Genomic DNA, 26,544 nt, shown 5'->3' with positions numbered 1-26,544 from the left:
TCCCGCCGTCGGCCCCCACAATCGGTGTCATGACCGACCACGACACCGCCGACGACTGGGCCGCCACGGACAGCTACCTCGCCGAGCTCCTCGTCGGCGACGACCCCGCCCTGACCGCGACGCTCGAGGCCAACGCCGCGGCCGGGTTGCCGCCGATCGACGTGGCTCCGGTGCAGGGCAAGTTGCTGCACCTGCTGGTCCGGATCCGTGGTGCGCGGAGCATCCTCGAGATCGGCACGCTCGGCGGATACTCGACCATCTGGCTGGCGCGGGCCGTCGGCGACGACGGACGCGTGGTCACCCTCGAGTACGAACCGCGGCACGCCGAGGTCGCCCGCGCCAACCTCGAACGCGCCGGGGTGGGGGAGCGCGTCGACGTCCGGGTCGGCGCCGCCCTCGACCTCCTGCCGTCCCTCACGGACGAGACCCCGTTCGACCTGGTCTTCGTCGACGCCGACAAGGAGAACAATCCGCACTACGTGCGGTGGGCGCTGCGGCTCGGCCGGCCCGGGACCGTGATCGTCGTCGACAACGTCATCCGGGGCGGGTCGGTGACCAATGCCGACCTCGACGACGAGCGCGTGCGCGGCGCCCGGGAGGTGCTCGAACTCATGAGGGCGGAGCCCCGCCTCGACGCGACCGCGCTGCAGACCGTCGGCGCCAAGGGGTGGGACGGCTTCGCGCTCGCCGTGATGACCGGCTGACCTGCCGCGCAGGGCGGCTCAGGGTTGCCCGGGCAGCGCGACGGACGGCGGGGCGATCCCGAGGTTGGCGCGCCAGCGTGCCGCCCGCATCGCCGACTCGGTGAGCGCCTCGATCGCCGCGCCGCGGGTGTGTTCGCTGCGTGCCCGCTCGACGACGGAACGCCACGCCACTGCGACATCGGTCTCGATCTGTACCGCCAGCTGTGCCGCCGAGACCGGATCGGTCACCGGGAAGGGCGTGGTGTACCCGGCGGCAGCGGTGGGTGGGGTCACGGCCGCTGCCCGCAGCGCATCCGTCGTGGCATCGCGCCGGGCGCGGTGGGCGGCGGTGTCGGCCGAGACCTCGGCCGCACGGGCGGGGTTGGAGAAGGCGGCGACGACCCCGTAGCCGAACACCGCGGCGTACTCGGCGTTCAACGCGTCCACGAGGGCCTGCTGTTCGACGCCCAGCGATTGCGAACTCACGGCAGCAGCACCTCCGTGTGCACGGCGCACGCGGCGCTGATCGAGGCCAGCAGGCCCGCGCGGTATCCCTGCAGGGTGCGGGCGAGATCGGCGGCGGCGCGGCGAGAGGTGCCCAGCCGGTCGCGCAGCAGATCGAGGGTCGGTGGATCCGCGGCCGGAGCGACGGTCGTCGTCGTGACGCCCGACACCGTCGGGTCGGTCCCGGCGAGCCGGGCCACTTCGGCGTCCAGGGTCTGGGCGTGGGTCGTGCGTTCGGCGGCGACGGCCTGCAGCGTCTGCGCGCGGTCGGGCAGCAGCGCGACGAGCAGGGCGGCGGTCGCAGCGTCGACGCGCGCCCGCTCGGCCTGCGCGATCAGCGGATCGACCTCCCCGGTGCCGTCGTCCTCGCCGGCCGCGCAGCCGGCGACGGTGAGCGCGCCGAGGCCGCCGAGAGCGGCGCCGGACCACCGCAGCACGGTGCGGCGGGATACGGGCGGTGAGGATGCGGGCGTCGGCACCGCACCATCGTGCCAGCCCGGTCTGTGCGGAGCCGACGGTGGTCGGGCCGCGGGGGTTGGTCACGGGGCCGTCGAATGCGCGATACCCTGGGATACCTGCCGGTCCGCTCGTGCGCCGGCATGTCGTCCGCTGCGATCACAACTGAACGAGGAGCTTGTCGCGATGCCGGTGCCGCCCCCGGAGAGAATTGCCGAACTCGTCTCCGGACCGATCGAGCGCGAGGGATACGACCTCGAGGACGTCGTGGTCACGTCTGCGGGCAAGCACAGCACGGTGCGGCTGTTCGTCGACAGCGACACCGGGTTGAGCCTCGACGAGGCCGCTCGGCTGAGCACGCTCCTCTCGGAGGTCTTCGACTCCGTCGCCGATTTCGGCGAGTCGCCCTACGTGCTCGAGGTGACCAGCCCCGGTATCGGCCGCCCGCTCACCCTCGAACGGCACTGGCGCCGGTCCCAGGCCCGCAAGGCGCGGATCGAACTGGACGACGAGACGATCGTCGGCCGCATCGGTGAGCTCGTCGGGGACGAGGTCCGGATCGTCGTTCCCGGCCGCGACGGGCCGTCCGTGCGGGTGCTTCCGCTCGCCGATGTGCGGCGCGCCGTCGTCGAGGTCGAGTTCAAGGCGCCGAATCCGCGCGAACTCGAACTCGCGGGCGGGGTGCCGGACGGCCGGGTACGTGCCGGCGAGATCGCCGAGAGCGACGGCGAGGATCCGGACGACGAGAACGGCACGGACTACAACGGCACGGACGAAGTGAAGGTGGACAAGTGAATATCGACATCGCAGCCCTGAAGGTCCTCGAGGCCGACAAGAACATCCCGTTCGATGCGCTGATCGAGACGATCCAGACGGCCCTGCTCACGGCCTACCGGCACACCGACGGGCACCAGCCGCACGCGAGTGTCGACGTCGATCGCCGGACCGGCGCAGTGCGGGTGATGGCGCAGGAGTTCGACGCGGACGGCAACCTCGTCTCCGAGTGGGACGACACCCCCGAGGGGTTCGGCCGTATCGCGGCGACCACCGCCCGCCAGGTGATCATGCAGCGCATCCGCGATGCCGAGCACGAGCAGCGGTTCGGGGAGTTCGCGACGCACGAGGGCGAGGTCGTCGCCGGCGTCGTCCAACGCGACACCCGCGCCAACGCCCGCGGCATGGTCGTGGTGAAGATCGGTGGCGAGACCACCGGCACCGAGGGGCTGATCCCGCCGGCCGAGCAGGTGCCCGGCGAGACGTACGAGCACGGCGACCGGATCCGGTGCTACGTCGTAGGAGTCTCCCGGGGGCAGCGCGGCCCTCAGATCACCCTGTCCCGGACGCACCCCAACCTGGTGCGCAAGCTGTTCGCCCTCGAGGTGCCGGAGATCGCGGACGGGTCGGTGGAGATCGTGGCCGTCGCGCGGGAGGCCGGCCACCGTTCCAAGATCGCTGTCCACTCGCGAGTGCCGGGACTGAACGCCAAGGGCGCGTGCATCGGCCCGATGGGGCAGCGGGTGCGCAACGTCATGCGGGAACTCGGTGACGAGAAGATCGACATCATCGACTTCGACGAGGATCCGGCGCGGTTCGTCGGTAATGCACTGTCCCCCTCGAAGGTGGTATCCGTCACAGTCGTCGACCCCGACGCGCGCGCGGCCCGGGTCGTCGTCCCCGACTATCAGCTCTCCCTCGCGATCGGCAAGGAGGGGCAGAATGCCCGCCTGGCTGCGCGGCTGACGGGGTGGCGGATCGACATCCGCAGTGACGCCGCGGCCGGGGGCTCGGAGTCGGCGGGGTCGCCCGCGACAGGCAGGTAGGTGTGGAATGCACGGTTCCCGCCCGATCAGCGGTAGAGTGGTCGATGGCTCAGCATGAGCTGCCCTCGGCCGGCCGAGAGCGCATCGGTCCGGTGCGCACCTGTGTCGGTTGTCGGCAGCAGGTGCTGGCTGCCGATCTGCTGAGGGTCGTGGCGCGGGCGACGGAGCCTACAGGCTTCGTGCTGGTGCCGGACCCGGGGCGGAGGATGCCCGGTCGGGGCGCGTGGCTGCACCCCGATCCGGAATGCCTCGGTCAGGCGGAGCGGCGTCGAGCATTCGGCAGAGCGCTGCGGGTGTCGGGAACAATCGACCCGTCTGCGCTTGTTCAGCTGGTCGGGGTCCGGAACGAGGGGAACTCGGCGTAGCGATACGCGCCGGACCGGGGACACCAACTCTGAGAAGAACAGGTACGAGCACTCATGAGCACACCGTGAAGCACCAGCGATGAACGTCCATCGGAGATAACCCGAGGTCGTGCGGGCACCAGCCGCTCGACCTCATCAGTGAGGAGAGCAGTGGCAGGCAAGGCCCGTGTACACGAGTTGGCCAAGGAACTCGGTGTCACCAGTAAGGAACTTCTCGCCCGTTTGAAGGAACAGGGCGAATTCGTGAAGTCGGCGTCGTCGACAGTCGAGCCGCCGGTGGCGCGCCGACTGCGCGAGTCCTTCGCGAAGGCGAACGGCGACGGCTCAGCCCCGTCGGCAGCAGCCCCCAAGCCCGGGGCGCCGCGCCCCGGTCCCCGTCCGGCAGCGCCCGCGCAGGCCGCGCCGGCACCCACCCCGGCCCCGCAGCCGGAAGCCGCCGCCCCGGCGCCGAGCCCGGCTCCGGCGGTGCGTCCCGCCGCGTCCGGCCCCAAGCCCGGTGCTCCGCGCCCGGCCGCCCCGAAGCCGGCCACCCCGGAGGCCCCGGCCGCGCAGGCCGCCCCGCAGGCACCGGCTCCGCAGGCACTGGCTCCGCAGGCACCGGCTCCGCAGGCACCGGCTCCGCAGGCGCCGAGCCCCGGCCCCAAGCCGGGCGGTCCCCGTCCCGGTCCCAAACCGCCGCGTGTCGGCAACAACCCGTACTCGTCCGCGCCCGCGGAGCGGCCTGCGCCGCGTCCTGGCGCCCCGCGTCCGGTTCCCGGTCAGGGTCGTCCTGCGGCCGGTCCCGGTGGTGCCCGTCCGGCCCCCGGTCAGGGTCGCCCCGCGGCCGGTCCCGGCGGTCCCCGTCCGGCCCCCGGTCAGGGTCGCCCCGCGGCCGGTCCCGGCGGTCCCCGTCCGGCCCCCGGTCAGGGTGGCCCCCGGCCGTCCCCGGGATCGATGCCTCCGCGTCCCAACCCGGGCGCGATGCCGCAGCGTGCTGCACGTCCCGGCCCGACCGGTCGTCCCGGTCGTCCCGGTGCCCCCGGTGGGCGTCCGGCCGGCGGCGGCGGTGGCGGTTACCGCGGTGGCGGCGGCGGCGCTCCCGGTGCCGGTGCCGGTGCTCCCGGTGGATTCCGCGGCCGCCCCGGTGGCGGCGGTGGCGGCGCCGGTCGCGGTGGCCGCGGTGGCACCGCGGGTGCCTTCGGCCGTCCCGGTGGCGCTCCGCGCCGTGGTCGCAAGTCGAAGCGGCAGAAGCGGCAGGAATACGATTCGATGCAGGCACCGTCGGTTGGCGGTGTGCGGCTCCCGCGCGGCAACGGCGAGACCATCCGTCTCGCTCGCGGTGCGTCGCTGTCCGACTTCGCGGAGAAGATCGACGCGAACCCGTCGGCCCTGGTCCAGGCTCTGTTCAACCTCGGTGAGATGGTCACGGCCACTCAGTCGGTGAACGACGAGACCCTCGAGCTGCTCGGCTCGGAGATGAACTACAACGTTCAGGTCGTCAGCCCCGAGGACGAGGACCGCGAGCTGCTGGAGTCGTTCGACATCACCTACGGCGAGGACGAGGGCACCGAGGAAGACCTCGTGCAGCGTCCGCCGGTGGTGACCGTCATGGGTCACGTCGACCATGGCAAGACCCGCCTGCTCGACACGATCCGCAAGGCCAACGTCCGCGAGGGCGAGGCCGGCGGCATCACCCAGCACATCGGCGCCTACCAGGTGATGACTCACCTCAACGGCGAAGACCGGCTGATCACCTTCATCGACACCCCGGGTCACGAGGCGTTCACCGCCATGCGTGCCCGCGGCGCGAAGTCGACCGACATCGCGATCCTCGTGGTCGCGGCCGACGACGGCGTCATGCCGCAGACGGTGGAGGCGATCAACCACGCTCAGGCTGCGGACGTGCCGATCGTGGTTGCGGTGAACAAGATCGACAAGGAGGGTGCGAACCCTCAGAAGATCCGTCAGCAGCTCACCGAATACGGCCTGGTCACCGAGGAGTACGGCGGCGACACCATGTTCGTCGACATCTCGGCGAAGCAGGGCCTGAACATCGATCAGCTGCTCGAGGCCGTGCTGCTCACCGCGGACGCGTCCCTCGACCTGCGGGCCAACCCGGACATGGAGGCGCAGGGCGTCGCGATCGAGGCGCACCTCGACCGTGGCCGCGGCCCCGTAGCCACCGTCCTGGTCCAGCGCGGCACGCTGCGGGTCGGCGACTCGATCGTCGCGGGCGACGCGTACGGCCGGGTCCGCCGAATGGTGGACGAGCACGGCGACGACGTCCTCGAGGCCTCGCCCTCGCGGCCGGTCCAGGTCATCGGCTTCACGTCGGTGCCCGGCGCCGGTGACAACCTCGTCGTCGTCGAGGAGGACCGCATCGCACGGCAGATCGCGGACCGCCGCAATGCGCGCAAGCGCAACGCGCTGGCCGCCAAGAGCCGCAAGCGGATCAGCCTCGAGGACCTCGATGCCGCGCTCAAGGAGCACAACGAGCTCAACCTCATCCTCAAGGGCGACAACGCCGGTACGGTCGAAGCCCTCGAGGAGGCCCTCATGGGTATCGAGGTCGGGGACGAGGTGCGCCTGCGGGTCATCGACCGCGGTGTCGGTGGCGTCACCGAAACCAACGTCAACCTGGCTGCCGCGTCGAACGCCGTGATCATCGGCTTCAACGTCCGCGCGGAGGGCAAGGCCACCGAGCTCGCCAACCGCGAGGGTGTCGACATCCGCTACTACTCGATCATCTACCAGGCGATCGACGAGGTGGAGAAGGCGCTCAAGGGCATGCTCAAGCCCATCTACGAGGAGGTCGAGCTCGGCCGCGCCGAGATCCGGGCGATCTTCAAGTCGTCCAAGGTCGGCAACATCGCGGGCTGCATGGTCCAGTCCGGCATCGTCAAGCGCAACGCGAAGGCCCGTCTGCTCCGCGACAACAACGTCGTCGCCGAGACGGTCACCATCTCCTCGCTGCGGCGCGAGAAGGACGATGTGACCGAGGTGCGGGAAGGCTTCGAGTGCGGTCTGACGGTCACCTACTCCGACATCAAGATCGGTGACGTGATCGAGGCGTACGAGCTGCGCGAGAAGCCGCGCGACTGACGCGGCCGGATACACCCGACGGTCTCGTCGACGGCGGTGGGCGAGAGGATCGCCCGCCGCCGTCGGCGTGCCGGAGATCGGCACCGCACGACATCGGAGGACGGATGTATCTCGGGGCTCTGGAATTGGACGTTCTGCTCGGCGACGTGCGCTCGCTCAAGCAGAAGCGGTCCGTGATCCGCCCTGTGCTCGCCGAGCTGCGGCGGATGACGGTCAGTGCCGCCGAGACCGGTGACCAGGACCTCTACCGCCGCGCCGAGATCGGGGTGGCGGTGGCCGCGTCCGCGGTGCCGTACCTCAACGAGGTGCTCGACACGTGCGAGCGGCTCGTCGCCGATCGCCCGGAGTTGCAGCTGCTCTCCGTGCGGCGAAGGATTTTCGGTCCGGAGGACTGACCGGACCGGTCGAACAACATGTGGTCGCCGCCGGCGGCCGGGGAGAGGAACCGACTGACATGGCCGATCCAGCACGGGCACGTCGACTGGCCAAGCGCATCGCCACGATCGTCGCCACGGCCATCGATCACGAGATCAAGGATCCGCGGCTGGCGTTCGTCACGGTGACCGACGCGAAAGTCACCGCCGATCTGCACGACGCCACCGTCTACTACACGGTCCGCGGCGAGAATCTGGACGCCGAACCCGACCTCGCCGCGGCTGCCGCCGGCCTGGAGAAGGCCAAGGGCGTGCTGCGCTCGAAGGTGGGGGCAGGAACCGGAGTGCGATTCACCCCCACGCTGACCTTCGTCACCGACACCGTGCCGGACACCGCCCGGCACATGGAGGAACTTCTCGAGCGGGCACGGGCTGCCGACGAGGAGCTGGCCAAGGCCCGGGAGGGTGCCGCTCCGGCCGGCGAGCCCGACCCCTACAAGGAGCCCCGGACGCGTTCCGACGGTGACGACCTGTCGCGTCCCGACGGTGACGACCTGTAGCGCACCGATGGCCGAATCGACGCAGGCCGCCACGGCGGTCGATCTCCGCGCCGCCGTCGCGCTCCTCGAGGACGCGACTTCGGTGACGATCCTCTGCCATGTCCAGCCCGACGCCGACACCTTCGCCTCCGGCCTTGCCCTCGGCACGGTGCTCGAGCGGCGCGGCACTCCGGTGCAGGTGGCGTTCGCGTCTCCGGCTGCCGTCCCGGCCTCGATGCGCGACCTGCCCGGCGGGCACCTCCGGGTGCCCGCCGGGCAGGTCCGTCACGAGGTCGATCTCCTCGTCACCGTGGACTGCGGGACGGTCGGCCGGCTCGGGCAGCTCGCCGGCCGCCTGGCCGGAGCGAAGCGCATCCTGGTGATCGACCACCACCGCTCCAACACCCGATTCGGCACCCACAACCTGATCGACGAGGCCGCCGAATCCACCACCGCCGTGCTCGCCGAACTGTTCGACGAGTGGGGCGTGGAGATCGACGCGGATCTCGCCCACTGCCTGTACGCGGGGCTGGTCACCGACACCGGATCGTTCCGCTGGGGGCGTGCGGGCGCGCACCGCCTGGCGGAACGGCTGCTGGCGACCGGGATCGACGGCGCCGCGATCACCCGCCGACTCCTCGACACCCATCCGTTCGGGTGGCTGCCCATGCTGTCGAAGGTGCTCGCATCGGCGACGCTCGTCCCCGATGCCGCCGGCGGGCGTGGCCTCGTCCACGCGACCGTGCGCCGCGCGGACTCCGCGCAGCTGGGGGCCGAGGAGATCGAGAGCGTCATCGACATCGTCCGGACGACGGCTGAGGCAGAGGTCGCCGCCGTGTTCAAGGAGTGCGGGCCGGACGTGTGGACGGTCTCGCTGCGATCGAAGCGGCACGTCGACGTTTCCGCGACCGCCGCCGCGCTCGGTGGGGGCGGGCACCGGTTCGCATCCGGCTACACCGCGTACGGCGACCGCGACCTGATCGTCGCGGCCCTGCGCGCGGCACTGGGCTGACGATGCCGGCGCCGCAGGACACCGCCGGCCCGGAACCCGACGCAGCGTCCCACGTCGTCCCCGAGGCCACCGCAGGGCGCATCTTCGGGCTCGCGGTGCCGGCACTCGGGGTGCTTGCCGCCGAGCCGCTGTACCTGCTGTTCGACATCGCCGTCGTCGGCCGGCTCGGCGCCCTGGCATTGGCCGGGCTGGCCATCGGCGGCCTCGTCCTCGCCCAGGTCAGCACCCAGTTGACCTTCCTGTCCTACGGCACGACCGCGCGGGCCGCCAGATTCCACGGCGCCGGGCGACGGGACGCCGCCGTCGCCGAGGGGGTGCAGGCCACCTGGCTCGCACTCGGCGTCGGGACGGCGATCCTGATCATCGGCCAGCTCCTGGCAGCACCGGTGGCTGCGCTGATCGCCGGCGACGAGCAGATCGCCGAGGCCGCAGTGTCGTGGCTGCGGGTCGCCCTGTTCGGCGCGCCGCTGATCCTCGTGGGTCTCGCCGGCAACGGCTGGATGCGCGGAGTACAGGACACCGCCCGCCCCCTGCGGTACGTGCTTGCCGGGCTCACGCTCTCGGCGGTACTGTGCCCGCTGCTCGTGCACGGCCTGGCCGGAGCTCCCCGCTGGGAACTCGCCGGCTCCGCCGTCGCCAACGTGGCCGGCCAGAGTGTGTCCGCAGCGCTGTTCGTCGTGGCACTGCTCCGGGCGGGTGTGCCGCTGCGGCCACAACGGACGGTGATCGCCGCACAGTTGCGGCTCGGCCGCGACCTGATCGCCCGCAGTCTGGCGTTCCAGGCGTGCTTCCTGTCCGCGGCCGCGGTCGCCGCCCGGTTCGGGGCGGCCGCCGTCGCAGCGCACCAGGTGGTACTGCAGTTGTGGAACTTCGTCGCGCTCACCCTCGACTCGCTCGCCGTCGCCGCTCAGGCGCTCGTGGGTGCGGCCCTGGGGGCCGGAGCCCGCGCCGATGCGAAGCGCCTGGCGTGGCGGATCACCGCGTGGTCCACGGTGTTCGCCACCGGTCTGGCGCTGGTGTTCTCGCTGGGCGGCGACGCGATTCCGGCGCTGTTCACCAGCGATCCCGGGGTGCTCGAGCAGATCGACGTCGCCTGGTGGTTCTTCGTCGCGCTCCTACCCGTCGCCGGCGTGGTGTTCGCGCTCGACGGCGTGCTGCTCGGCGCCGGCGACGCCGCCTTCCTCCGCACCGCCACGCTCGCGTCCGCACTGTTCGGATTCCTGCCCGTCGTGTGGTGTTCGCTGGTGTGGGACTGGGGCCTCGCGGGTATCTGGACTGGGCTTACGGTGTTCATAGTGTTCCGGATGGCGGCCGTCGTGTGGCGGACGCGGTCGGGGCGGTGGGCGGTGACCGGTGCGGACCGGCAGGCCCGGCTCCCGCACGAGACGGCGCGCGACGAGACGAATAAGGAGAGCCGGTGACGGGGAAACTCTGGGCGGTCAGCGACATCCACGTCGGGCACCGAGGCAATCGCCCCGTCACCGAGGATCTGCACCCCGAATCGCCGGAGGACTGGTTGATCGTCGCCGGCGACGTCGCCGAGAAGTCCGACGACATCCGCTGGGCGCTGTCGCTGCTGCGCAGCCGTTTCGCGAAGGTGATCTGGGTGCCCGGCAACCACGAACTGTGGACCACCGCCAAGGATCCGGTGCAGATGCACGGCGCCGCCCGGTACGACTACCTGGTGACGATGTGCCGCGAACTCGACGTGCTCACCCCGGAGGACCCGTACCCCGTGTGGCACGGCGAGGGCGGGCCCGTGACGCTCGTGCCGATGTTCCTGCTCTACGACTACTCGTTCCTTCCCGAGGGCACCGCGACGAAGGCCGAGGGCCTGGCGCTGGCCCGCGAACGCAACGTCGTCGCCACCGACGAGTTCCTCCTCGCGCCCGACCCGTACGTCACCCGGGACGTGTGGTGCCGCGTACGGCTCGACGAGACCCGCAAGCGTCTCGACGCCCTCGATCCGTCGCTGCCGACGGTACTGATCAACCACTTCCCGCTGGTGCGCGAGCCCACCCGAATGTTGTTCTATCCGGAGTTCGCCCTGTGGTGCGGCACGACCGAGACCGCCAACTGGCACCTGCGCTACCGCGCCCTCTGTGCCGTGTACGGGCACCTGCACATCCCGCGCACCACCTACTACGACGGCGTCCGCTTCGAAGAGGTCTCCCTCGGCTATCCGCGGGAATGGCAGCGCCGGGGCCTGCCGGAGCGGCTGCTGCGCCAGATCCTGCCCGTGCCGGAGTACCCCCCGGGATCGTTGAACAAGTGGGGCGGACACTTCCGGGTCACCCCCGAGATGGAAGCCGAAGTCGAGAAGATGCGTGCTGCGCGCACTGCACAGAACATGCGCGCGGGGCGCGCTGCACAGAACATGCGCGCGGGGCGCGCTGGGGAGTTGCGATGACCGACCCGACCACCGCGACCCGCACCGGGCTGATCGGCCGGATCCTGCCCGACGGGATCGCCGCCGCGGAGTTGTTCGAGGACCCGCCCGGTCTGCGACCGCACCCGCAGGAGGAGCCGCTGGTCGCCCGTGCGGTGGACAAGCGCCGGCGGGAGTTCGCCGGGGCGCGGCACTGCGCCCGGCTGGCCATGCGGAAGCTCGGGGTGGAACCCGGGCCGGTGCTCAAGGGCGACAAGGGGGCACCGGTCTGGCCGCGGGGGGTCGTCGGCAGCCTCACCCACTGCGACGGCTACCGCGGCGCCGTCCTGGCCTACGCGTTGCAGGTGCGGTCGCTGGGCATCGACGCCGAGCCGCACGGCCCCCTTCCGGACGGGGTGCTCGACGCGGTCTCCCTGCCGCAGGAGCGCACCTGGCTCGCGGGCACCGATCCGAGCCTGCACATGGACCGCCTGCTCTTCTGCGCCAAGGAGGCCACCTACAAGGCGTGGTTCCCGCTCACCGGACGCTGGCTGGGTTTCGAGGACGCCCACATCACGTTCGAGCGCGACGCCGCGGCCGCTCCGGGCGCAGCCGCGTCGGGCACGTTTCGTTCCGAGCTGCTCGTCCCCGGAGACACCCGGACGGGTGCCCCCCTGGCCGCGTTCGACGGGCGGTGGCTGATCACCGACGGGCTGGTGCTCACGGCGATCGTCGTGCGCTGACGTCGCAGCCGTCGTGGCAGAATCGGGCCCCGTGTCTGCCTCCGAGAATCCCGCCCTCACCCGTGCCGGCCTGCTCGTCGTCGACAAGGACGAGGGCATGACGAGCCACGACGTGGTGGCCCGCTGCCGGCGGCTGCTCGGCACCCGCAAGGTCGGTCACGCCGGCACCCTGGATCCGATGGCGACGGGCGTGCTCGTCCTCGGGGTGGAGCGCGCGACGAAGATCCTCGGCCTGCTCGCCCTCACCACCAAGGCGTATGCGGCGACGATCCGGCTCGGACAGAGCACCGTCACCGACGACGCCGAAGGCGAGGTGCTGGCGACCACCGACGCCGCCGCCGTCACGGACGAGGCGATCGCGGCGGCCGTCGCCGCGCTCACGGGAGACATCTCCCAGGTGCCCGCCAGTGTCAGCGCGATCAAGGTGGACGGCAAGCGTGCCTACGCCCGGATCCGCGAAGGGGAGGCCGTCGAGCTGGCGGCCCGGCCGGTCACGGTGTCCCGCTTCGCGGTGCTCGCCCGGCGTGAGGTGCGCGCGGACCACGGCGACGGGTGTTTCGTCGACCTCGACGTCGAGGTGGAGTGCTCGTCGGGCACCTACATCCGGGCACTCGCCCGCGACCTGGGGTCCGCGCTGGGTGTCGGCGCGCATCTGACCGCGCTCCGCCGCACCCGTGTCGGTCCGTTCGGACTCGAGCACGCCCGCACGCTCGCCCAGCTCGAGGACGACCCGACCGTGAGCCTGGACATCGACGCCGCGATCCGGACGGCGTTCCCGTGCCGGGACGTCACCGTCGAGGAGGCGGCACTGCTCGCGAACGGCCGCTGGCTGGACCCGGTGGGGATTGCCGGCGTGTACGCGGCGATCGACCCGTCCGGCCGTGCCGCGGCGTTGCTGCAGGAGAAGGGCACGCGGGCCTCGGCCGTGTTCGTCGTGCGCCCGGCCACCATGTAGCGGTGTAGCCGCCTACACCAGCCAGATCGCGTCGGCCGCGGGGTGTCCGAGGTCGACCGTGCTGCCGCTGTCGCCGCCGATGCGGACCGAGACGGTGCCCGCGAAGTCGCGGCGTTCGACGACACGGATGTCGGTGTCGAGCGCGATGCCCACGTCGTCGAAGTAGCGCAGCATCGCCGGGTCCGCGTCGGAGATGCGGGCGACCCGGCCGTGCTCGCCGTCGGCGAACGCGCTGAGCTGGCGGGCCGGCGGTGTGGGAATCGTGCCGTCGTCCGCCGGGATCGGATCGCCGTGCGGATCCCGTTCGGGATGGCCGAGCTTGGCGTCGATCGCGGCGACGAGCCGGTCGGAGACGGCGTGCTCGAGCACCTCGGCCTCGTCGTGCACCTCGTCCCAGCCGTAGCCGAGTTCCCGGACCAGATACGTCTCGAGCAGGCGGTGCTTGCGGACCATGGCCACGGCCGCCGCGCGCCCGGCCTCGGTGAGCGAGATCGCGCCGTAGCGTGCGTGGTCGACGAGACCCTGCTCGGCGAGCTTGCGGACGGCCTCGGAGACGGTCGAGGCCGACACTCCGAGCTTCTCGGCGAGCAGCTTCGTCGAGACCTTCTCACCCGACCATTCCCGGACGGTCCAGATGATCTTGAGATAGTCCTGCGCGACCGGCGTCAGCATGTCCGTCGCCGCCACCTCGGTCGCCCCGCTCCTGTCGCCCACGGGGACAGCTTAGGCAACTCTCACCGTCGAATCATCCGGCTCGCGCAGCCGAGTGCGCCGTCGCAGGGCTCCGGTGACGAGTCCCTGGTGGGGCGAGAACAGATAGGCCATCGTGAACACGACCGCTTGGGCCAGAACGACGACGCCGCCGGTGGAGGCATCGGTGTAGTAGCTGACGTATACGCCGGTCGCCGACGTCAGTGCAGCCAGGGTGGGAGCGAGCACCAGCATCCGCGACAGCCGTTCGGTGAGCAGGTACGCCGTCGCACCGGGGATGATCAGCATCGCCACGACGAGGATGACCCCGACGGCCTGGATGGCGGCGACGATGGTGACCGCCAGCAGCGCGAGCAGCAGCGCGGACAACCGGGCCGGGGAGATCCCGAGGGCATGGGCCTGCCCCCGGTCGAACGCGAACAGGGTGAGGTCGCGGCGCTTGGTGATCAGCACGACGAGGACGACCACTGCCAGCGCGGTGACCTGCCACATGTCCGCGGTGGCCAGGCCCAGCAGGTTGCCGAACAGCACGTGGTGCAGGTCCACCTGGCTCGGGTTCTTCGAGATCAGCACGACACCGAGGGCGAACAACGTCGTGAACACCACGCCGATCGCGGCGTCCTCCTTGACCTTGGTGGTGTTGCGCACGAGTCCGATCAGAGCGACGGCAGCCCCGGCGAACAGCAGAGCGCCCAGGGCGAACGGCGCTCCCACCAGGTAGGCCAGCACAACGCCGGGCAGCACGGCGTGGGAGACGGCGTCCCCCATCAACGACCACCCGATGAGCACGAGCCAGCAACTGAGCAGGGCACACACGATCGTGGCCGCCACCGCGACGACCAGTGCGCGCTGCATGAAGCCGTACTGGAGCGGTTCGACGATCAGTTCGACGAGGTTCACCGTGCCTCCTGGGCGACGTGGGGGGCCGGCAGGGGGTCGACGCCGAAGGCGCGCGCGAGGTTCTCCGGCCGTAGCACCTCGTCCGGGGAGCCGTGGACGAGGATGCGCCGCTGCAGCAGTGCGGCCTCGTCGCACAGCGACGACAGTCCGGCGAGGTCGTGGGTGGCGACGAGGATCGTGTGCCCCGAACCGGCGAGATCGCGGATCACCTCGGTCAGGGCAGCCTCGGTGCGCTTGTCCACGCCGGCGAACGGCTCGTCGAGCAGGAGCAGGGGAGCGCCCTGGGCGATGGCACGGGCGACGAAGACGCGCTTGCGCTGACCTCCCGAGAGCTGCCCGATCTGCCGCTGCACGTAGGCCGCCATGTCGACGCGTTCGAGCGCGGTCCGGACGGCGGCGTGGTCGGCGGGCCGCGGCCGGCGCAGCCAGTTCTGGCGACCGTACCGGCCGGTCATCACGACTTCGCCCACGCTGATGGGGAAGTCCCAGTCGACGGCCTCGCTCTGCGGCACGTACGCGACGGCACCGGCCTTCCGGGCGGTGAGGGTGTCGGTCCCGCCGATGGACACGGTGCCGGCGCTCGGTCGCACGATGCCCATGATCGCTTTGAAGAGGGTGGACTTGCCGGAGCCGTTGGTGCCGACGAGCCCGCACACCCGGCCGGGCGTGAGAGTCAGGTCGACGCCGTCGAGCGCTGTGACGGTGCGATAGTGCACGCTGAGCCGCGAGACGGCCAGGGCGGGGGCGGATGTCGCGGTCATGGGCGCAGCCCTTCGGTGATGGTGCGGACGTCGTGCCGGAGCAGGTCGAGGTAGGTCGGCACGGGACCGTCCGGCTCGGAGAGCGAGTCGACGTACAGGATTCCACCGAACCGGGCCCCGGTGTCCTCGGCGACCTGCCGCTGGGCCTTGTCCGAGACGGTGGACTCGCAGAACACGGCAGGCACGGCGTTGGCCCGGACGAAGTCGACGGTTCGGGCGATCTGCTGTGGGGTGCCCTGCTGGTCGGCGTTCACCGCCCACAGGTAGGCCTCCCTCAGGCCGGCGTCGCGGGCCAGGTAGCTGAAGGCCCCCTCGCAGCTGACCAGTGCCCGGTGGTTCGGCGGCAGCGCGGACAGCTCGGCGACGAGCTCTTCGTGCAGGGCCTGGAGTTCGGTGCGGTACGCCGCAGCGTTGGCGGCGTAGTCCGCGGCGTGCTCGGGGTCGAGGTCGGTGAAGGCGGCAGCGATGTTGTCGACGTAGGTCTGGGCCGCCAACGGGGACATCCACGCGTGCGGGTTGTGCCGCCCCGCGTAGGCGTCCTCGCCGATCGGCAGCGGCACGACCCCGTCACTGAGCACGGCGTGGGCCGCGTCGGTATCGGCGAGGAACTGCTCGAACCAGCGCTCGAGGCCGAGGCCGTTGTCGAGGACGAGGTCGGCGCGGGAGGCGTAACGCAGGTCGCCCGGTGTGGGTTCGTAACCGTGGATCTCGGCGCCGACCTTGGTGATCGACTCGACCTGCAGGTGCTCCCCGGCGACGTTGCGGGCCATGTCCGCGAGCACCGTGAAGGTGGTCAGTACCAGGGGCCGGTCGTCGTCGGAACTCTGCGCCGAGGCGCAGCCCGCCAGCATCGTCGTGGCTGCGAGGGCCACGAAGATTTTGCGTAATCCAACGAAAATGTTCGGCATGCCGAAATTATGGCGGGGCGCGGGCGGAGTTGTCCATGCGGCGCCCCGGGCGAGCCGGAGATGACCGTCCGGCCGCCGGGTCGTAGGCTGCAGCTTGTGCAGAGATGGCGAGGTCTCGACGAAATTCCTGCGGATTGGGGTCGTTGTGTCCTGACGATCGGCGTGTTCGACGGTGTGCACCGCGGACATCAGCAGCTGATCGCGCGGGCGGTGAAGTCGGCGAAGGAGCGCGGCACAGCCAGCGCCCTGATGACGTTCGACCCGCACCCGATGGAGGTCGTCCGGCCGGGCAGCCACCCGGCGCAGCTCACGACCCTGGCGCGACGTGCCGAACTGGCCGAGGAACTCGGCATCGACGTGTTCTGCGTCATGCCGTTCACCCCCGAGTTCATGAAGCTGTCCCCCGAGCGGTACGCCCACGAGATCCTCGTCGAGCGGCTCCACGTCGCCGAGGTCGTCGTGGGCGAGAACTTCACCTTCGGCAAGAAGGCCGCCGGCAATGTCGACCTGTTGCGCACCATCGGCGAACGTTTCGGCTTCGCCGTCCAGGGCCTGACCCTGCTCAGCGAACATGCGGTGACGTTCTCGTCCACCTACATCCGCTCGTGCGTGGACGCCGGCGACGTCGCCGCCGCGGCCGACGCGCTGGGCCGACCCCACCGCGTCGAGGGTGTCGTGGTGCACGGAGACGGCCGGGGCCGCGATCTCGGCTTCCCCACGGCGAACGTCGCGCCGCCCATGTACTCGGCGATTCCCGCGGACGGCGTCTACGCGTGCTGGTTCACCGTCCTCGGCCCAGGCAGCGGTGGGCTCGGCACCGTCACGCCGGGGGAGCGGTACCTCGCGGCCGTATCGGTGGGCACCAACCCGACCTTCTCCGGGCGTACCCGCACCGTCGAGGCGTTCGTCCTCGACGAGGAGGCCGACCTGTACGGCCAGCACGTCGCGGTGGACTTCGTGGAGCGGTTGCGCGGGATGGAGCGGTTCGAATCGGTGGAGGCTCTGGTCTCGGCGATGCACCGCGACGCCGAGCGGGCTCGCGAAGTGCTCGAGCGCGCTCGCGGCTAGGGGCCGTTCCGGCCCGGGATCGCGCCCCGATCGGGGACAATTTCCGGTGTGTCGATACGTCAGTGGCGGCACGCGCGCCTGACCTGGGCAGATGCCGCGAACTACTACGAGTCGAAACCGGGGCGGCCGACCGACTGGTCCGCATTCGTCGTGTTCGACGAGCAAGACGGGACTGTTCGCGGCCCCGGGGACGCGCTCGCTCACCTGCGTTCCCGGGCGCATCTGCTGACGGCGCTGGACCGGCGGATCGTCGAGGCTCCCGGCCGGCTGGACTACCCGTACTGGGTGCGGGCGCAGCTCCCGCCCGAGCAACGTATCGAGTACCGCGAGTGGGCCGGCCGCTCGTTCACGGACTGCATCGACGCCATCGCCGACCTCTGCGCGGACCCGCTGGACGTCCGGCGGCGTGCGTGGTGCCTGCACGTCTTCGCCGGGGTGTCCGACCCCGACGACCCGACGGCGACCGTGACGGTCGTCGTGCTGCAGGTCAGTCACGCCGTGATGGCAGGCTCGGCGTTGGGCGCGTTCCTCGGCGCACTGTTCGGCGCGGACGGGCAGCCACTGCGCGTTCCCGGCCTGGCGCCGGCCGCGACACGCCCGCACCACGTCGCCGCAGCGGTGTCGGGGGTGGCACGCTCCGCTCGCTGGTACCTGGGGCTCGGCGTGGTCCTGGTGCGGCGGGCGGCATCGGCGCGGTCCGCGGACATCCCGGCGGTCCCGTCGCCGGCGGCGCGGTCGATGCTCTCCCTTGCCCCCGGGCGCGACCGGGTGATCCGGATCGTGTGTCCGGACCTGGGCAGCCTCGTCGGCCGGACCTACACCGTGACAGCCATGGGCCTGGCGGCGGTATCCCTGGCACTGCAGCGCTACCTCGGCGAGCACGGCGCGCCCGTCGGCGACGTACACGTCGCGGTTCCGGTTGCGGTGGGCGCGGCCGGTGTCGCGCTGGGCGTCAACCGGCTCACAGCCGCGATCGTTCCGTTGTGCACCGAGGTCGCCGATCCCCGCGACCGGGTGGCGGCTGTGGCCGACGCGCTCGCCCACGAGCGGCGGATCGCGACGTCACCCGAGGTGTTGGACCGCCTGGCGGGCGCGGGTGCGGTGCCGTATCCGGTGTACCGCCGGGCGGCGGACCGGCACGACCGCGCGGCGTCGGCAGGTGCAGCCGCGGGCCCCGCCCGGACGGCGGTCACCAGTGTCGACTGTGGCGCCGAGGCCGACTGGTCCTACGGCGGCTCGGCATTCCGATTCGTTGCCGGCATCCAGTCTCTGCGTCCGGGGATGGGTCTGGTGCACTCCTTCAGCCGGGCCGGCGATTCGTTCGCCGTCACGGTCATGAGCTCCCCGCTGCTGATGCCGGACCTCGACCGGTACGCGACCCTCCTCGAGGAGGGATTCGCCGAGGTGATCGAGGCCACCGGCGGCCGGCGATCCGGCACCGGCCGGCGGGGTCGAGGGTGACCGAAGCGGGAGCGCACGCCTCTGGTACGCTCATTCGCTGGTGTGCGCTGCGGTTCGCGGCGGCCGCACCGGCGGGCTCCGGCCCGTTCCACGAAGCGCGCGGACGTCATCGATCAGGAGTATCACCAGTGGCATTGACCACCGAGCAGAAGAAGCAGATCCTCGGCGAGTACGGCCTCCACGAGACCGACACCGGATCGCCCGAGGCGCAGGTCGCGATGCTCACCAAGCGCATCCAGGACCTGACCGAGCACCTGAAGCAGCACAAGCACGACCACCACTCCCGCCGCGGCCTGCTGCTGCTGGTCGGTCGTCGTCGCCGTCTGCTCAAGTACGTCGAGAAGGTCGACGTCAACCGCTACCGTTCGCTGATCCAGCGTCTGGGTCTGCGCCGATAGGAGCGCGACGAAGCGACGACGCGATCTGCGTTCGCTGATCTTTCCGATAGCCAACGAGGCAATGCTTAGACTGAGCCTCGTTGGCTATCGGTGTTTGGCTGCTGTGCGGTCGGAGACGGGCGACGTGCCCGTCGGACACCGGCAGCGGCACCCGCGGACGGCGACACCGCCCGCGGAACCGTATGCACCGACGGTGTCGGTCTTCGGTAGTGACCTTCCGGACCCGGTCCGGACGGTTTCGATCGACGACCGCCTCCGCACGCACGGCCCGTGAGACGCGGGTACGGGCGATCGGTGCGCAGCTGCAGCCACGAGGGTTGTGGCGCCCGCGCGGGTACGGCGAAGACGAGAGGGAAGAGAAGAGTAGAGATGACCAGCAATTCCGCAGTCGAGGTCGACGAGGGCGTGTTCGAGTCCGTCGCAGTCCTCGACAACGGGTCCTTCGGCACCCGTCAGATTCGTTTCGAGACCGGCCGCCTCGCCCAGCAGGCCGCCGGCTCCGTCGTCGCATACCTCGACGACGAGACCATGCTGCTGTCGGCGACGAGCGCCTCGAAGCAGCCCAAGGAGCACTTCGACTTCTTCCCGCTGACGGTGGACGTCGAGGAGCGCATGTACGCCGCGGGGCGCATCCCCGGCTCGTTCTTCCGTCGTGAGGGCCGGCCCTCGACCGACGCGATCCTGACCTGCCGTCTCATCGACCGGCCGCTGCGCCCGTCGTTCGTCGACGGTCTGCGCAACGAGATCCAGGTCGTGGTGACGGTGCTCAGCCTGAACCCGAACGACCTGTACGACGTCGTCGCCATCAACGCCGCGTCGGCATCCACGCAGATCGCCGGCCTGCCGTTCTCCGGGCCCGTCGGTGGCGTGCGGGTCGCGCTGATCACCTCGGAGGAGAACAAGACCGGCCAGTGGGTCGCGTTCCCCACGGTCGAGCAGCTCGAGAACGCCGTGTTCGACATGGTCGTCGCGGGCCGCATCGTGGGCGGCGGCGACAACCCCGAGACCGCCGACGTCGCGATCATGATGGTCGAGGCCGAGGCCACCGAGAACGTCGTCGAGCTGGTGGCCGGCGGGGCGCAGGCCCCGACCGAGACCGTCGTCGCCGAGGGCCTCGAGGCCGCCAAGCCGTTCATCGCGCGGCTGTGCATCGCCCAGCAGCAGCTCGCCGCCGCCGCGGCGAAGCCCACCGGTGACTTCCCGGTCTTCCCGGCCTACGAAGCCGACGTGTACGAGGCCGTCGAGGCCGCCGCCTCGGCCAAGCTGAGTGAGGCGCTGACCATCGCCGGCAAGCAGGAACGCGACGAGCGGACCGACGAGGTCAAGGTCGAGGTCCTCGAGCAGGTGGCCCCCAACTTCGAGGGCCGCGAGAAGGAGATCGGCGCGGCCTTCCGTTCGCTGACGAAGAAGCTGGTCCGCCAGCGGATCCTGCGGGACCAGTTCCGCATCGACGGCCGCGGGGTCACGGACATCCGTGCCCTGTCCGCCGAGGTCGCGGTCGTGCCGCGCGCTCACGGCTCGGCGCTGTTCGAGCGCGGCGAGACTCAGATCATGGGCGTCACCACGCTGGACATGGTGAAGATGGCGCAGCAGATCGACTCGCTCGGTCCCGAGACCAGCAAGCGGTACATGCACCACTACAACTTCCCGCCGTACTCCACCGGTGAGACCGGCCGCGTCGGCTCCCCGAAGCGCCGCGAGATCGGCCACGGCGCCCTCGCCGAGCGGGCCCTGATGCCGGTCCTGCCCAGCCAGGAGGAGTTCCCCTACGCGATCCGGCAGGTCTCCGAGGCGCTCAGCTCGAACGGATCCACCTCCATGGGCTCCGTGTGTGCCTCGACGCTCTCGCTGCTGAACGCCGGCGTGCCCCTCAAGGCCCCCGTCGCCGGGATCGCGATGGGCCTGGTCTCCGACGAGGTCGACGGCGAGACCCGTTACGTCGCGCTCACCGACATCCTCGGCGCCGAGGACGCGTTCGGTGACATGGACTTCAAGGTCGCCGGCACCAAGGACTTCGTCACCGCCCTGCAGCTCGACACCAAGCTCGACGGGATCCCGTCCCAGGTGCTCGCCGGCGCGCTGGCGCAGGCGCGCGACGCCCGCGCCACCATCCTCGAGGTGATGGCCGAGGCCATCGAGACCCCGGACGAGATGAGCCCGTTCGCTCCGCGGATCACCACCATCAAGGTCCCGGTGGACAAGATCGGCGAGGTCATCGGCCCCAAGGGCAAGATGATCAACTCGATCACCGAGGAGACCGGCGCGAACATCTCCATCGAGGACGACGGCACGGTGTACGTCGGAGCCGCCGACGGCCCGTCCGCGCAGGCTGCGATCGACAAGATCAACGCCATCGCGAACCCGCAGCTGCCGAAGGTGGGCGAGCGGTTCCTGGGGACCGTGGTCAAGACCACGGCGTTCGGCGCGTTCGTCTCGCTGCTGCCCGGCCGCGACGGCCTGGTGCACATCAGCAAGCTCGGCAACGGCAAGCGCATCGCCAAGGTCGAGGACGTCGTCAACGTCGGCTCGAAGATTCGCGTCGAGATCGCCGACATCGACAACCGGGGCAAGATCAGCCTGGTGCCGGTGCCCGACGAGGACACCGCGGACGCCTCCTCCGACGCGCCCGCGGCGGACAGTGCCGCGGACAACGCCGAGGCCTGACGCACGTCCTTCGACCGCCCGCGTCTCGTCCACCTTTGCGGTGGACGGGCGCGGGCGGTCGTGCGTGTGCGGCCGGTGCGGCGCGTTACGGTGCGGCCGGGGACGAGGCGGACGCCGACAGCAGCCCGAGTTCCCGCGCCCGCACCACCGCTTTGCGACGATTCGCGGCACCGAGCTTGCGGTAGAGCGACTTCAGATGCACCTTGACGGTATTGACGGACACGAACAGCTCGTCGGCGATCTCCGCGTTGCTCATCATGGTCGGCAGCAGTAGCAGAACGGCCCGTTCACGGCTGGTCAGCGGCTCGAGCAGGCACGGGGCGGCGGCCTCGCCGGAGGCCCCGCCCAGCCTGCCGATCAGCATCGACACGAATCCGCCGTGGGCATCGTCGATGCGGCCGTGCCGCTCCAGCAGCGCCCGGGCGCGGTCGCCGGCCAGTAGGAACGGCCGCGCGATGCCTGCGGTGGCGGCCACCGCGAGAGCGTGCGCCACAGCGGCCTGCGCTTCGCCGTCCCTACGCAGACGGTCGTGCGCCAAGGCGGCGAGCAACCAGGCGTCGACGGTGGGGCCGTTGTCGATGGGCGGCCCGTCGAGCAGAGCCGCCACCAGTTCGAGGCAGCGGCGCGGCTCGTTGGTCGCCAGGTGCGCCCGCGCGACGAGGACCGTCCGGTGCGCGCCTGGGCGGGCGAGACCCGGCTGTGCCCGTTCGGTGCCGGTCAGCAGCGCCTGAACCTCGTGCGGCCTTCCCTCGGCCAGCAGGATTTCGGCCTCGACGAGCTTGTACCATTCGGCGAGGAAGCGTGGCGCCACCCAGTCCGACATGCGCCGGCGCAGCGACACGAGGTGGGCTCGTGCCGCGGCGGCGTTGTCCGTCGAGAGGGCCAGCCGTGCCTGCACGAGCCCGAAACTGGTTTCGGTGTAGCGGTCGCGGAACTCGCCGAGGCACGCGTGTCCCCGTGCGACGGCCACCGAGCAGGCCCCGGTGTCCGCCTCGAGCAACCGGATCATCGACTCGGCCAGCAGCGCCGTGGCCGACGGCGGCAGAAAGGTCCAGCCCAGCTCGTCGGCGATGGCCAACGCACGGTCGACCTCGACGCGCGCCTCCCGGAGCCGTCCGGCCATCGCCTCGAGAACGGCGGTGTTGCCGTACAGGTGCAGGGCGAGCACGGGCGTCATGGCCGAGCGGGCGGCCACCGCCGTCGTCGTGGCGGCGAGCATGGCCTCGGCGGTGTCGAGGTCACCGGACCACAGCCTGCCCATCGCGAGGACGGTGGCGGCGGCGATCCGGTACACGGGGGCGGCCGGCAGGTCCGCCGGGGACACCGTCTCGAGCCGGCGGATCGCCTCCTGCGCGGCCCTGATCTGCCACGACGGATCGGCCTTCATCCAGGCGAGGACCGCGTCGAGCGTGACGAGGACCGTCTCGGTGAGCCGCGCATCGGCCGCCGGGAGCCGATCGAGCAGTTCTCGGGCGCGAGCCATGTGGGTGGCGACGCCGACAGGGTCGTACTCCGCGTACGCGGCGACCCCCGCGGCCGCAGCCACCTCGGGGTGGTCACCGACCAGATCGGCGGGCGCGTCCCGCAGCAGCGCCACCAGCGCCGGCCGTTCCGGACCCAGGATCTCCGCCCCCGCGACCCGTAGGACGAACCGGGCCAGCCCCAGCCAGTCCTCCGCGGCGCGCAGGTGACGGGCGGACTCGAGGAGCTCGCCGCGGTCGGCGAACCATCCGGCGGCCCGCCGGTGCAGCATCCGTCGGCGCTCGGGATCCTCGGTCCTGAGGCGGTGGCGCAGCAGGTCGCCGAAGAGTTGGTGGTAGCGATACCACGCTCGACGGTGGTTGAGCGCGACGACGAACAGGTTGTCCCGCTCGAGTCGGACCAGGAGCTGCTGCCCGTCCGTGCGCCCGGTCAGGGCATCGGCCAGTTCGCCGCAGACGCGTCCCACGACGCACGTGTCGAGCAGGAACTCCATCAGCTCCGGGTCCTGGCTGGCCAGCACCTCCTCCGCGAAGTAGTCGGCCACGGACCGCTCGTCGCCCGCAAGGGCTGCCACGGTGGCCGCCACGTCGTCCGACGTCCGGAGCGACAGGGCCGCGAGTCGCAGCCCGGCCGCCCACCCCTCGGTCTTGGCGACCAGGGTCTCGAGTTCATCGGGTCCGACGGCGACGTCGTGGTCGGCCAGCAGCGCTGCCGCCTCCGTGGCATCGAAGCGCAGCGCTTCCGCCCGGATCTCGGTCAACTCGCCACCGAGCCGGAGCCGTTGCAGGGGCAGCGCCGGATCGCTGCGGGTCGCGACCACCAGTCGCACGTTGCCCAGACCCCGGCGGACGGCCGCCGCGAGCGACTCCTCGGCCGGCGTCCCTGCCAGGAGGTGCATGTCGTCGAGCGCCAGGACGACAGGACGGGTAAGCCGGGCGCACGCGTCGACGAACACCGAGACGAACCGGGGGTCGAAGCTCGGTGGGACCCGCATGGTGGCCAGCAGCGAATCGGTGGGGAACCCGCCGACCATCCGGAGCGAATCCAGGACCCGCCCCCAGAACTGCGCCGGCTCGGCGTCCTCGCGCTCCACCGAGAGCCACGCCACCGGACCGGGATGTGTCGCCGCCCACGATGCCAGCAGCAGCGTCTTACCGGACCCGGCCGGCGCCGAGACGAGCACGAGGCCGGACTTCACTCCCTCTTCGAGGATGCGTTCCAGACGCGGGCGCCGCACGACCCGGCGGGGGAGTCGGGGCACGGAGGAGCGCGCCAACGACAGCGGCGGGGCATCGTCACCCTGCGCGCCGGCCGGTGGCCCCGTCATGAGAGTCAGGGTAGTACGGCGGGATCGAGGGGAACGGAAATCGAAACCGGGTCACGTATCCGACGAACCGGTCGCCGACCGCACGCACGGCGGCTCGTTCCGCGAGTGGTGCGGCGCGGGCACGACGTCGCTGTCGTAGTCGAACATCGCGGCGATGCGGACCTTGATCTCTTCCGTGGTCATCGTGGGGATGCGGCCGTTGGCGGCGCGTCGTGTGCTCATGTTGTCCTTCGCGTGGGGGTGGGGACGAGATGTCAGGCCCGGATCATCAGTGCGGCGAGGGCCACGGCGGCGGTCGTCACTACCGCGGTGAGGACGCCGGTGAGGACGGAGCCGGTATACGCACCCACGGGCACGGAGGCGACCGCCGCGGCGCCGCACACGATGCCGGAAATCGGCAAGGAGCGGGGCGTGTCGTGGCGGCCGCTACCGGGCCTACGCCATGCCGAGTTCTGCCGGCGGTTCCGGCGGGTGGACGGTGGGTTCACGGACATCGTCGATCCATTTCCTTCGATCGGGCGGCGGATGCACCCGACATGCGGCCACGAGAGAGGTTCGCGGTCGACTCCGACGGTAGGGCGGCCGCCGAGCCGTCTCCTCACCCTCGGCGGGTGAACCGGCACGGGCGGGTGAATGCCGTGGTACCGCGTGGTGTTCCGGTTCCGGGGCGGCCCCCCACGCGACACCGACCGTCGGTTTGTTTCGCCGAATCCGGTTCGCGCATGCCCGGCCGATGGTTCGCTGTAGCAGTGACAGCTTCAGTTGATGTTGTCGGCACGCGACGGAGCTCGAACCTCGCACTGGCAACCTGGGTCTCGGCGATCAACTTCTGGGCCTGGAACATGATCGGTCCCCTGTCCACGACCTATGCGAGCGATCTGTCGCTCAGCAGCACCCAGGCGTCGATCCTCGTGGCGACGCCCATCCTCGTGGGTTCTCTGGGGCGCATCGTGGTGGGTTCGCTCACGGACCGCTACGGCGGACGGGTCATGTTCATTGCGATCTCGCTGGCGTCGATCCTGCCGGTGCTGGCCGTCGGGGTGGCCGGCAGCGTGGGTTCCTATCCGCTCCTGCTCGTCTTCGGCTTCTTCCTCGGCATCGCGGGCACGATCTTCGCGGTCGGCATTCCGTTCGCGAACAACTGGTACGAGCCGGCCCGGCGCGGCTTCGCCACCGGCGTGTTCGGTGCCGGCATGGTGGGCACCGCGCTGTCCGCGTTCTTCACCCCCCGGTTCGCGCAGTGGTTCGGCCTGCTGACCACCCACGTCGTCGTCGCGGTGGCACTCGCCGTCACGGCCGCGGTGTGCATCCTCGTGATGCGCGACTCGCCGGAGTTCCATCCGAACACCGACCCGGTCGTTCCCAAACTGAGGGCAGCCCTGAAACTGCGGGTCACGTGGGAGATGTCGTTCCTCTACGCGGTCGTCTTCGGCGGCTTCGTCGCGTTCAGCAACTACCTGCCCACCTACATCAAGACGATCTACGGATTCTCGGCCGTCGACGCGGGCGCCCGCACAGCGGCCTTCGCGCTGGCCGCGGTGATCGCCCGGCCCATCGGCGGGGCGCTGTCCGACCGGATCGCCCCCAAGTATGTCGTGCTCGCGTCGTTCACGGGCACGGCGGTCATGGCGGCAGTCGCCGCCACGCAACCGCCGCCGGACGTGTGGTCGGCCACGACGTTCATCCTGCTCGCGGTTTTTCTCGGCATGGGCACCGGCGGAGTGTTCGCATGGGTCGCGCGTCGCGCGCCCGCCAAGTCTGTGGGATCGGTGACCGGCATCGTCGCCGCCGCGGGCGGGCTCGGCGGGTACTTCCCGCCGCTGGTCATGGGTGCCACCTACGACCCCGTCGACAACGACTACACCGTGGGTCTGTTGCTCCTCGTGGCGACTGCGCTCGTCGCGCTGGCCTATACCGCGGTGAAACTGCGCGCCCACGAGAACGTTCCGACCGGAAACTGACGT

At 71.1% G+C, this 26,544-nt stretch carries 25 protein-coding genes; 17 read left to right on the top strand and 8 right to left on the bottom strand.

The features are described 5' to 3' along the window. Positions 1-29 precede the first annotated feature (29 nt). Positions 30-704 carry an O-methyltransferase gene (locus QYS60_RS10445; RefSeq protein ID WP_371383081.1) on the top strand — a complete coding sequence of 225 codons (675 nt, stop codon included), beginning with the start codon at positions 30-32 and terminating at the stop codon, positions 702-704. 18 nt (positions 705-722) lie between these two features. Here QYS60_RS10445 and QYS60_RS10440 read toward each other — a convergent pair whose 3' ends face one another. Next, positions 723-1,169, bottom strand: a complete 447-nt coding sequence (locus tag QYS60_RS10440) for a ferritin-like domain-containing protein (protein WP_003938975.1) — start codon at positions 1,167-1,169, stop codon at positions 723-725. Then, a complete protein-coding gene (locus QYS60_RS10435; protein WP_289379219.1) occupies positions 1,166-1,666 on the bottom strand; it encodes a hypothetical protein in 501 nt (166 codons plus the stop codon). The genes QYS60_RS10440 and QYS60_RS10435 overlap by 4 nt, the downstream gene beginning before the upstream one ends. 163 nt (positions 1,667-1,829) lie before the next feature. Between QYS60_RS10435 and rimP the strand changes: the two genes are divergently transcribed. The 11 genes from rimP to truB all read left to right on the top strand — a co-directional run bounded on the left by rimP (position 1,830) and on the right by truB (position 12,900). Further along, positions 1,830-2,438 (top strand): ribosome maturation factor RimP, encoded by a 609-nt coding sequence (rimP, locus tag QYS60_RS10430; protein ID WP_003938973.1) that lies wholly within the window; start codon positions 1,830-1,832, stop codon positions 2,436-2,438. Beyond that, positions 2,435-3,463, top strand: coding sequence for a transcription termination factor NusA (gene nusA / locus QYS60_RS10425; RefSeq protein ID WP_289379218.1), 1,029 nt, complete (start codon positions 2,435-2,437; stop codon positions 3,461-3,463). Before rimP ends, nusA begins: the two co-directional genes overlap by 4 nt. A 44-nt stretch (positions 3,464-3,507) precedes the next feature. Further along, a complete protein-coding gene (locus tag QYS60_RS10420) occupies positions 3,508-3,828 on the top strand; it encodes a YlxR family protein (protein ID WP_371383080.1) in 321 nt (106 codons plus the stop codon). A gap of 150 nt (positions 3,829-3,978) precedes the next feature. After that, on the top strand, positions 3,979-6,909 hold the full coding sequence (gene infB, locus QYS60_RS10415; RefSeq protein ID WP_371383079.1) for a translation initiation factor IF-2: 2,931 nt from the start codon (positions 3,979-3,981) through the stop codon (positions 6,907-6,909). A gap of 104 nt (positions 6,910-7,013) precedes the next feature. Continuing rightward, complete coding sequence (locus tag QYS60_RS10410) at positions 7,014-7,304, top strand: DUF503 domain-containing protein (protein WP_371383078.1); 291 nt, start codon at positions 7,014-7,016, stop codon at positions 7,302-7,304. Positions 7,305-7,363: 59 nt separating this feature from the next. Further along, complete coding sequence (gene rbfA / locus QYS60_RS10405; protein ID WP_371383077.1) at positions 7,364-7,843, top strand: 30S ribosome-binding factor RbfA; 480 nt, start codon at positions 7,364-7,366, stop codon at positions 7,841-7,843. Between the two features lie 7 nt (positions 7,844-7,850). Further along, on the top strand, positions 7,851-8,834 hold the full coding sequence (locus tag QYS60_RS10400; protein ID WP_371383076.1) for a bifunctional oligoribonuclease/PAP phosphatase NrnA: 984 nt from the start codon (positions 7,851-7,853) through the stop codon (positions 8,832-8,834). A gap of 2 nt (positions 8,835-8,836) precedes the next feature. After that, positions 8,837-10,255, top strand: coding sequence for an MATE family efflux transporter (locus QYS60_RS10395; protein WP_371383075.1), 1,419 nt, complete (start codon positions 8,837-8,839; stop codon positions 10,253-10,255). Next, on the top strand, positions 10,252-11,244 hold the full coding sequence (locus tag QYS60_RS10390) for a metallophosphoesterase (protein WP_371383074.1): 993 nt from the start codon (positions 10,252-10,254) through the stop codon (positions 11,242-11,244). The genes QYS60_RS10395 and QYS60_RS10390 overlap by 4 nt, the downstream gene beginning before the upstream one ends. Continuing rightward, positions 11,241-11,945 (top strand): 4'-phosphopantetheinyl transferase Npt, encoded by a 705-nt coding sequence (npt, locus tag QYS60_RS10385; protein WP_371383073.1) that lies wholly within the window; start codon positions 11,241-11,243, stop codon positions 11,943-11,945. Before QYS60_RS10390 ends, npt begins: the two co-directional genes overlap by 4 nt. Positions 11,946-11,976: 31 nt before the next feature. Next, on the top strand, positions 11,977-12,900 hold the full coding sequence (gene truB, locus QYS60_RS10380) for a tRNA pseudouridine(55) synthase TruB (protein WP_371383072.1): 924 nt from the start codon (positions 11,977-11,979) through the stop codon (positions 12,898-12,900). A gap of 12 nt (positions 12,901-12,912) precedes the next feature. On the opposite strand, the gene QYS60_RS10375 is transcribed toward truB, so the two are convergent. The 4 genes from QYS60_RS10375 to QYS60_RS10360 are packed head-to-tail and all read right to left on the bottom strand — an operon-like array spanning position 12,913 to position 16,180. After that, complete coding sequence (locus QYS60_RS10375) at positions 12,913-13,572, bottom strand: metal-dependent transcriptional regulator (protein WP_371383162.1); 660 nt, start codon at positions 13,570-13,572, stop codon at positions 12,913-12,915. A 51-nt stretch (positions 13,573-13,623) separates the two neighbouring features. After that, positions 13,624-14,511 carry a metal ABC transporter permease gene (locus QYS60_RS10370; protein WP_371383071.1) on the bottom strand — a complete coding sequence of 296 codons (888 nt, stop codon included), beginning with the start codon at positions 14,509-14,511 and terminating at the stop codon, positions 13,624-13,626. Beyond that, positions 14,508-15,272, bottom strand: a complete 765-nt coding sequence (locus QYS60_RS10365; RefSeq protein ID WP_289377881.1) for a metal ABC transporter ATP-binding protein — start codon at positions 15,270-15,272, stop codon at positions 14,508-14,510. The genes QYS60_RS10370 and QYS60_RS10365 overlap by 4 nt, the downstream gene beginning before the upstream one ends. Continuing rightward, positions 15,269-16,180, bottom strand: a complete 912-nt coding sequence (locus QYS60_RS10360) for a metal ABC transporter substrate-binding protein (RefSeq protein ID WP_052033936.1) — start codon at positions 16,178-16,180, stop codon at positions 15,269-15,271. The genes QYS60_RS10365 and QYS60_RS10360 overlap by 4 nt, the downstream gene beginning before the upstream one ends. A gap of 96 nt (positions 16,181-16,276) precedes the next feature. On the opposite strand from QYS60_RS10360, the gene QYS60_RS10355 reads away from it, so the two are divergent. From QYS60_RS10355 to QYS60_RS10340, 4 genes are all read left to right on the top strand, one after another. After that, the gene (locus QYS60_RS10355) at positions 16,277-17,248 is read left to right on the top strand and encodes a bifunctional riboflavin kinase/FAD synthetase (protein WP_026137746.1); all 972 of its coding nucleotides are present in this window, start codon (positions 16,277-16,279) and stop codon (positions 17,246-17,248) included. 48 nt (positions 17,249-17,296) lie between these two features. After that, the gene (locus QYS60_RS10350) at positions 17,297-18,709 is read left to right on the top strand and encodes a WS/DGAT domain-containing protein (protein ID WP_371383070.1); all 1,413 of its coding nucleotides are present in this window, start codon (positions 17,297-17,299) and stop codon (positions 18,707-18,709) included. Between the two features lie 128 nt (positions 18,710-18,837). Further along, entirely contained in the window at positions 18,838-19,107 is a 270-nt protein-coding gene (gene rpsO / locus QYS60_RS10345) for a 30S ribosomal protein S15 (RefSeq protein ID WP_003935677.1), read from the top strand. Between the two features lie 369 nt (positions 19,108-19,476). After that, complete coding sequence (locus QYS60_RS10340) at positions 19,477-21,771, top strand: polyribonucleotide nucleotidyltransferase (RefSeq protein ID WP_289377887.1); 2,295 nt, start codon at positions 19,477-19,479, stop codon at positions 21,769-21,771. Between the two features lie 85 nt (positions 21,772-21,856). Here the strand turns inward: QYS60_RS10340 and QYS60_RS10335 are convergent, their stop codons facing one another. Then, positions 21,857-24,580: a LuxR C-terminal-related transcriptional regulator gene (locus QYS60_RS10335; RefSeq protein ID WP_371383069.1), complete on the bottom strand. Its 2,724-nt coding sequence runs from the start codon at positions 24,578-24,580 to the stop codon at positions 21,857-21,859. 51 nt (positions 24,581-24,631) lie between these two features. Further along, a complete protein-coding gene (locus QYS60_RS10330) occupies positions 24,632-24,802 on the bottom strand; it encodes a hypothetical protein (protein WP_371383068.1) in 171 nt (56 codons plus the stop codon). Between the two features lie 527 nt (positions 24,803-25,329). Here QYS60_RS10330 and QYS60_RS10325 point away from each other — a divergent pair. Further along, complete coding sequence (locus tag QYS60_RS10325; protein ID WP_052033935.1) at positions 25,330-26,541, top strand: NarK/NasA family nitrate transporter; 1,212 nt, start codon at positions 25,330-25,332, stop codon at positions 26,539-26,541. Positions 26,542-26,544 lie beyond the last annotated feature (3 nt).

It is taken from the genome of Rhodococcus sp. GXMU-t2271 (assembly GCF_041414735.1).
GTDB lineage: Bacteria > Actinomycetota > Actinomycetes > Mycobacteriales > Mycobacteriaceae > Rhodococcus > Rhodococcus indonesiensis.
Note: the sequence above shows the minus strand (reverse complement) of the source record. Positions and strands in the feature narration are given on the sequence as shown.

Coding starts and splice junctions, on each gene's coding strand:
- QYS60_RS10445 (WP_371383081.1), top strand. CDS start 30: ATGACCGACCACGACACCGCCGACGACTGGGCCGCCACGGACAGCTAC.
- rimP (WP_003938973.1), top strand. CDS start 1,830: ATGCCGGTGCCGCCCCCGGAGAGAATTGCCGAACTCGTCTCCGGACCG.
- QYS60_RS10420 (WP_371383080.1), top strand. CDS start 3,508: ATGGCTCAGCATGAGCTGCCCTCGGCCGGCCGAGAGCGCATCGGTCCG.
- QYS60_RS10410 (WP_371383078.1), top strand. CDS start 7,014: ATGTATCTCGGGGCTCTGGAATTGGACGTTCTGCTCGGCGACGTGCGC.
- rbfA (WP_371383077.1), top strand. CDS start 7,364: ATGGCCGATCCAGCACGGGCACGTCGACTGGCCAAGCGCATCGCCACG.
- QYS60_RS10400 (WP_371383076.1), top strand. CDS start 7,851: ATGGCCGAATCGACGCAGGCCGCCACGGCGGTCGATCTCCGCGCCGCC.
- QYS60_RS10395 (WP_371383075.1), top strand. CDS start 8,837: ATGCCGGCGCCGCAGGACACCGCCGGCCCGGAACCCGACGCAGCGTCC.
- npt (WP_371383073.1), top strand. CDS start 11,241: ATGACCGACCCGACCACCGCGACCCGCACCGGGCTGATCGGCCGGATC.
- QYS60_RS10375 (WP_371383162.1), bottom strand. CDS start 13,572: ATGCTGACGCCGGTCGCGCAGGACTATCTCAAGATCATCTGGACCGTC.
- QYS60_RS10365 (WP_289377881.1), bottom strand. CDS start 15,272: ATGACCGCGACATCCGCCCCCGCCCTGGCCGTCTCGCGGCTCAGCGTG.
- QYS60_RS10360 (WP_052033936.1), bottom strand. CDS start 16,180: ATGCCGAACATTTTCGTTGGATTACGCAAAATCTTCGTGGCCCTCGCA.
- QYS60_RS10340 (WP_289377887.1), top strand. CDS start 19,477: ATGACCAGCAATTCCGCAGTCGAGGTCGACGAGGGCGTGTTCGAGTCC.
- QYS60_RS10335 (WP_371383069.1), bottom strand. CDS start 24,580: ATGACGGGGCCACCGGCCGGCGCGCAGGGTGACGATGCCCCGCCGCTG.
- QYS60_RS10330 (WP_371383068.1), bottom strand. CDS start 24,802: ATGAGCACACGACGCGCCGCCAACGGCCGCATCCCCACGATGACCACG.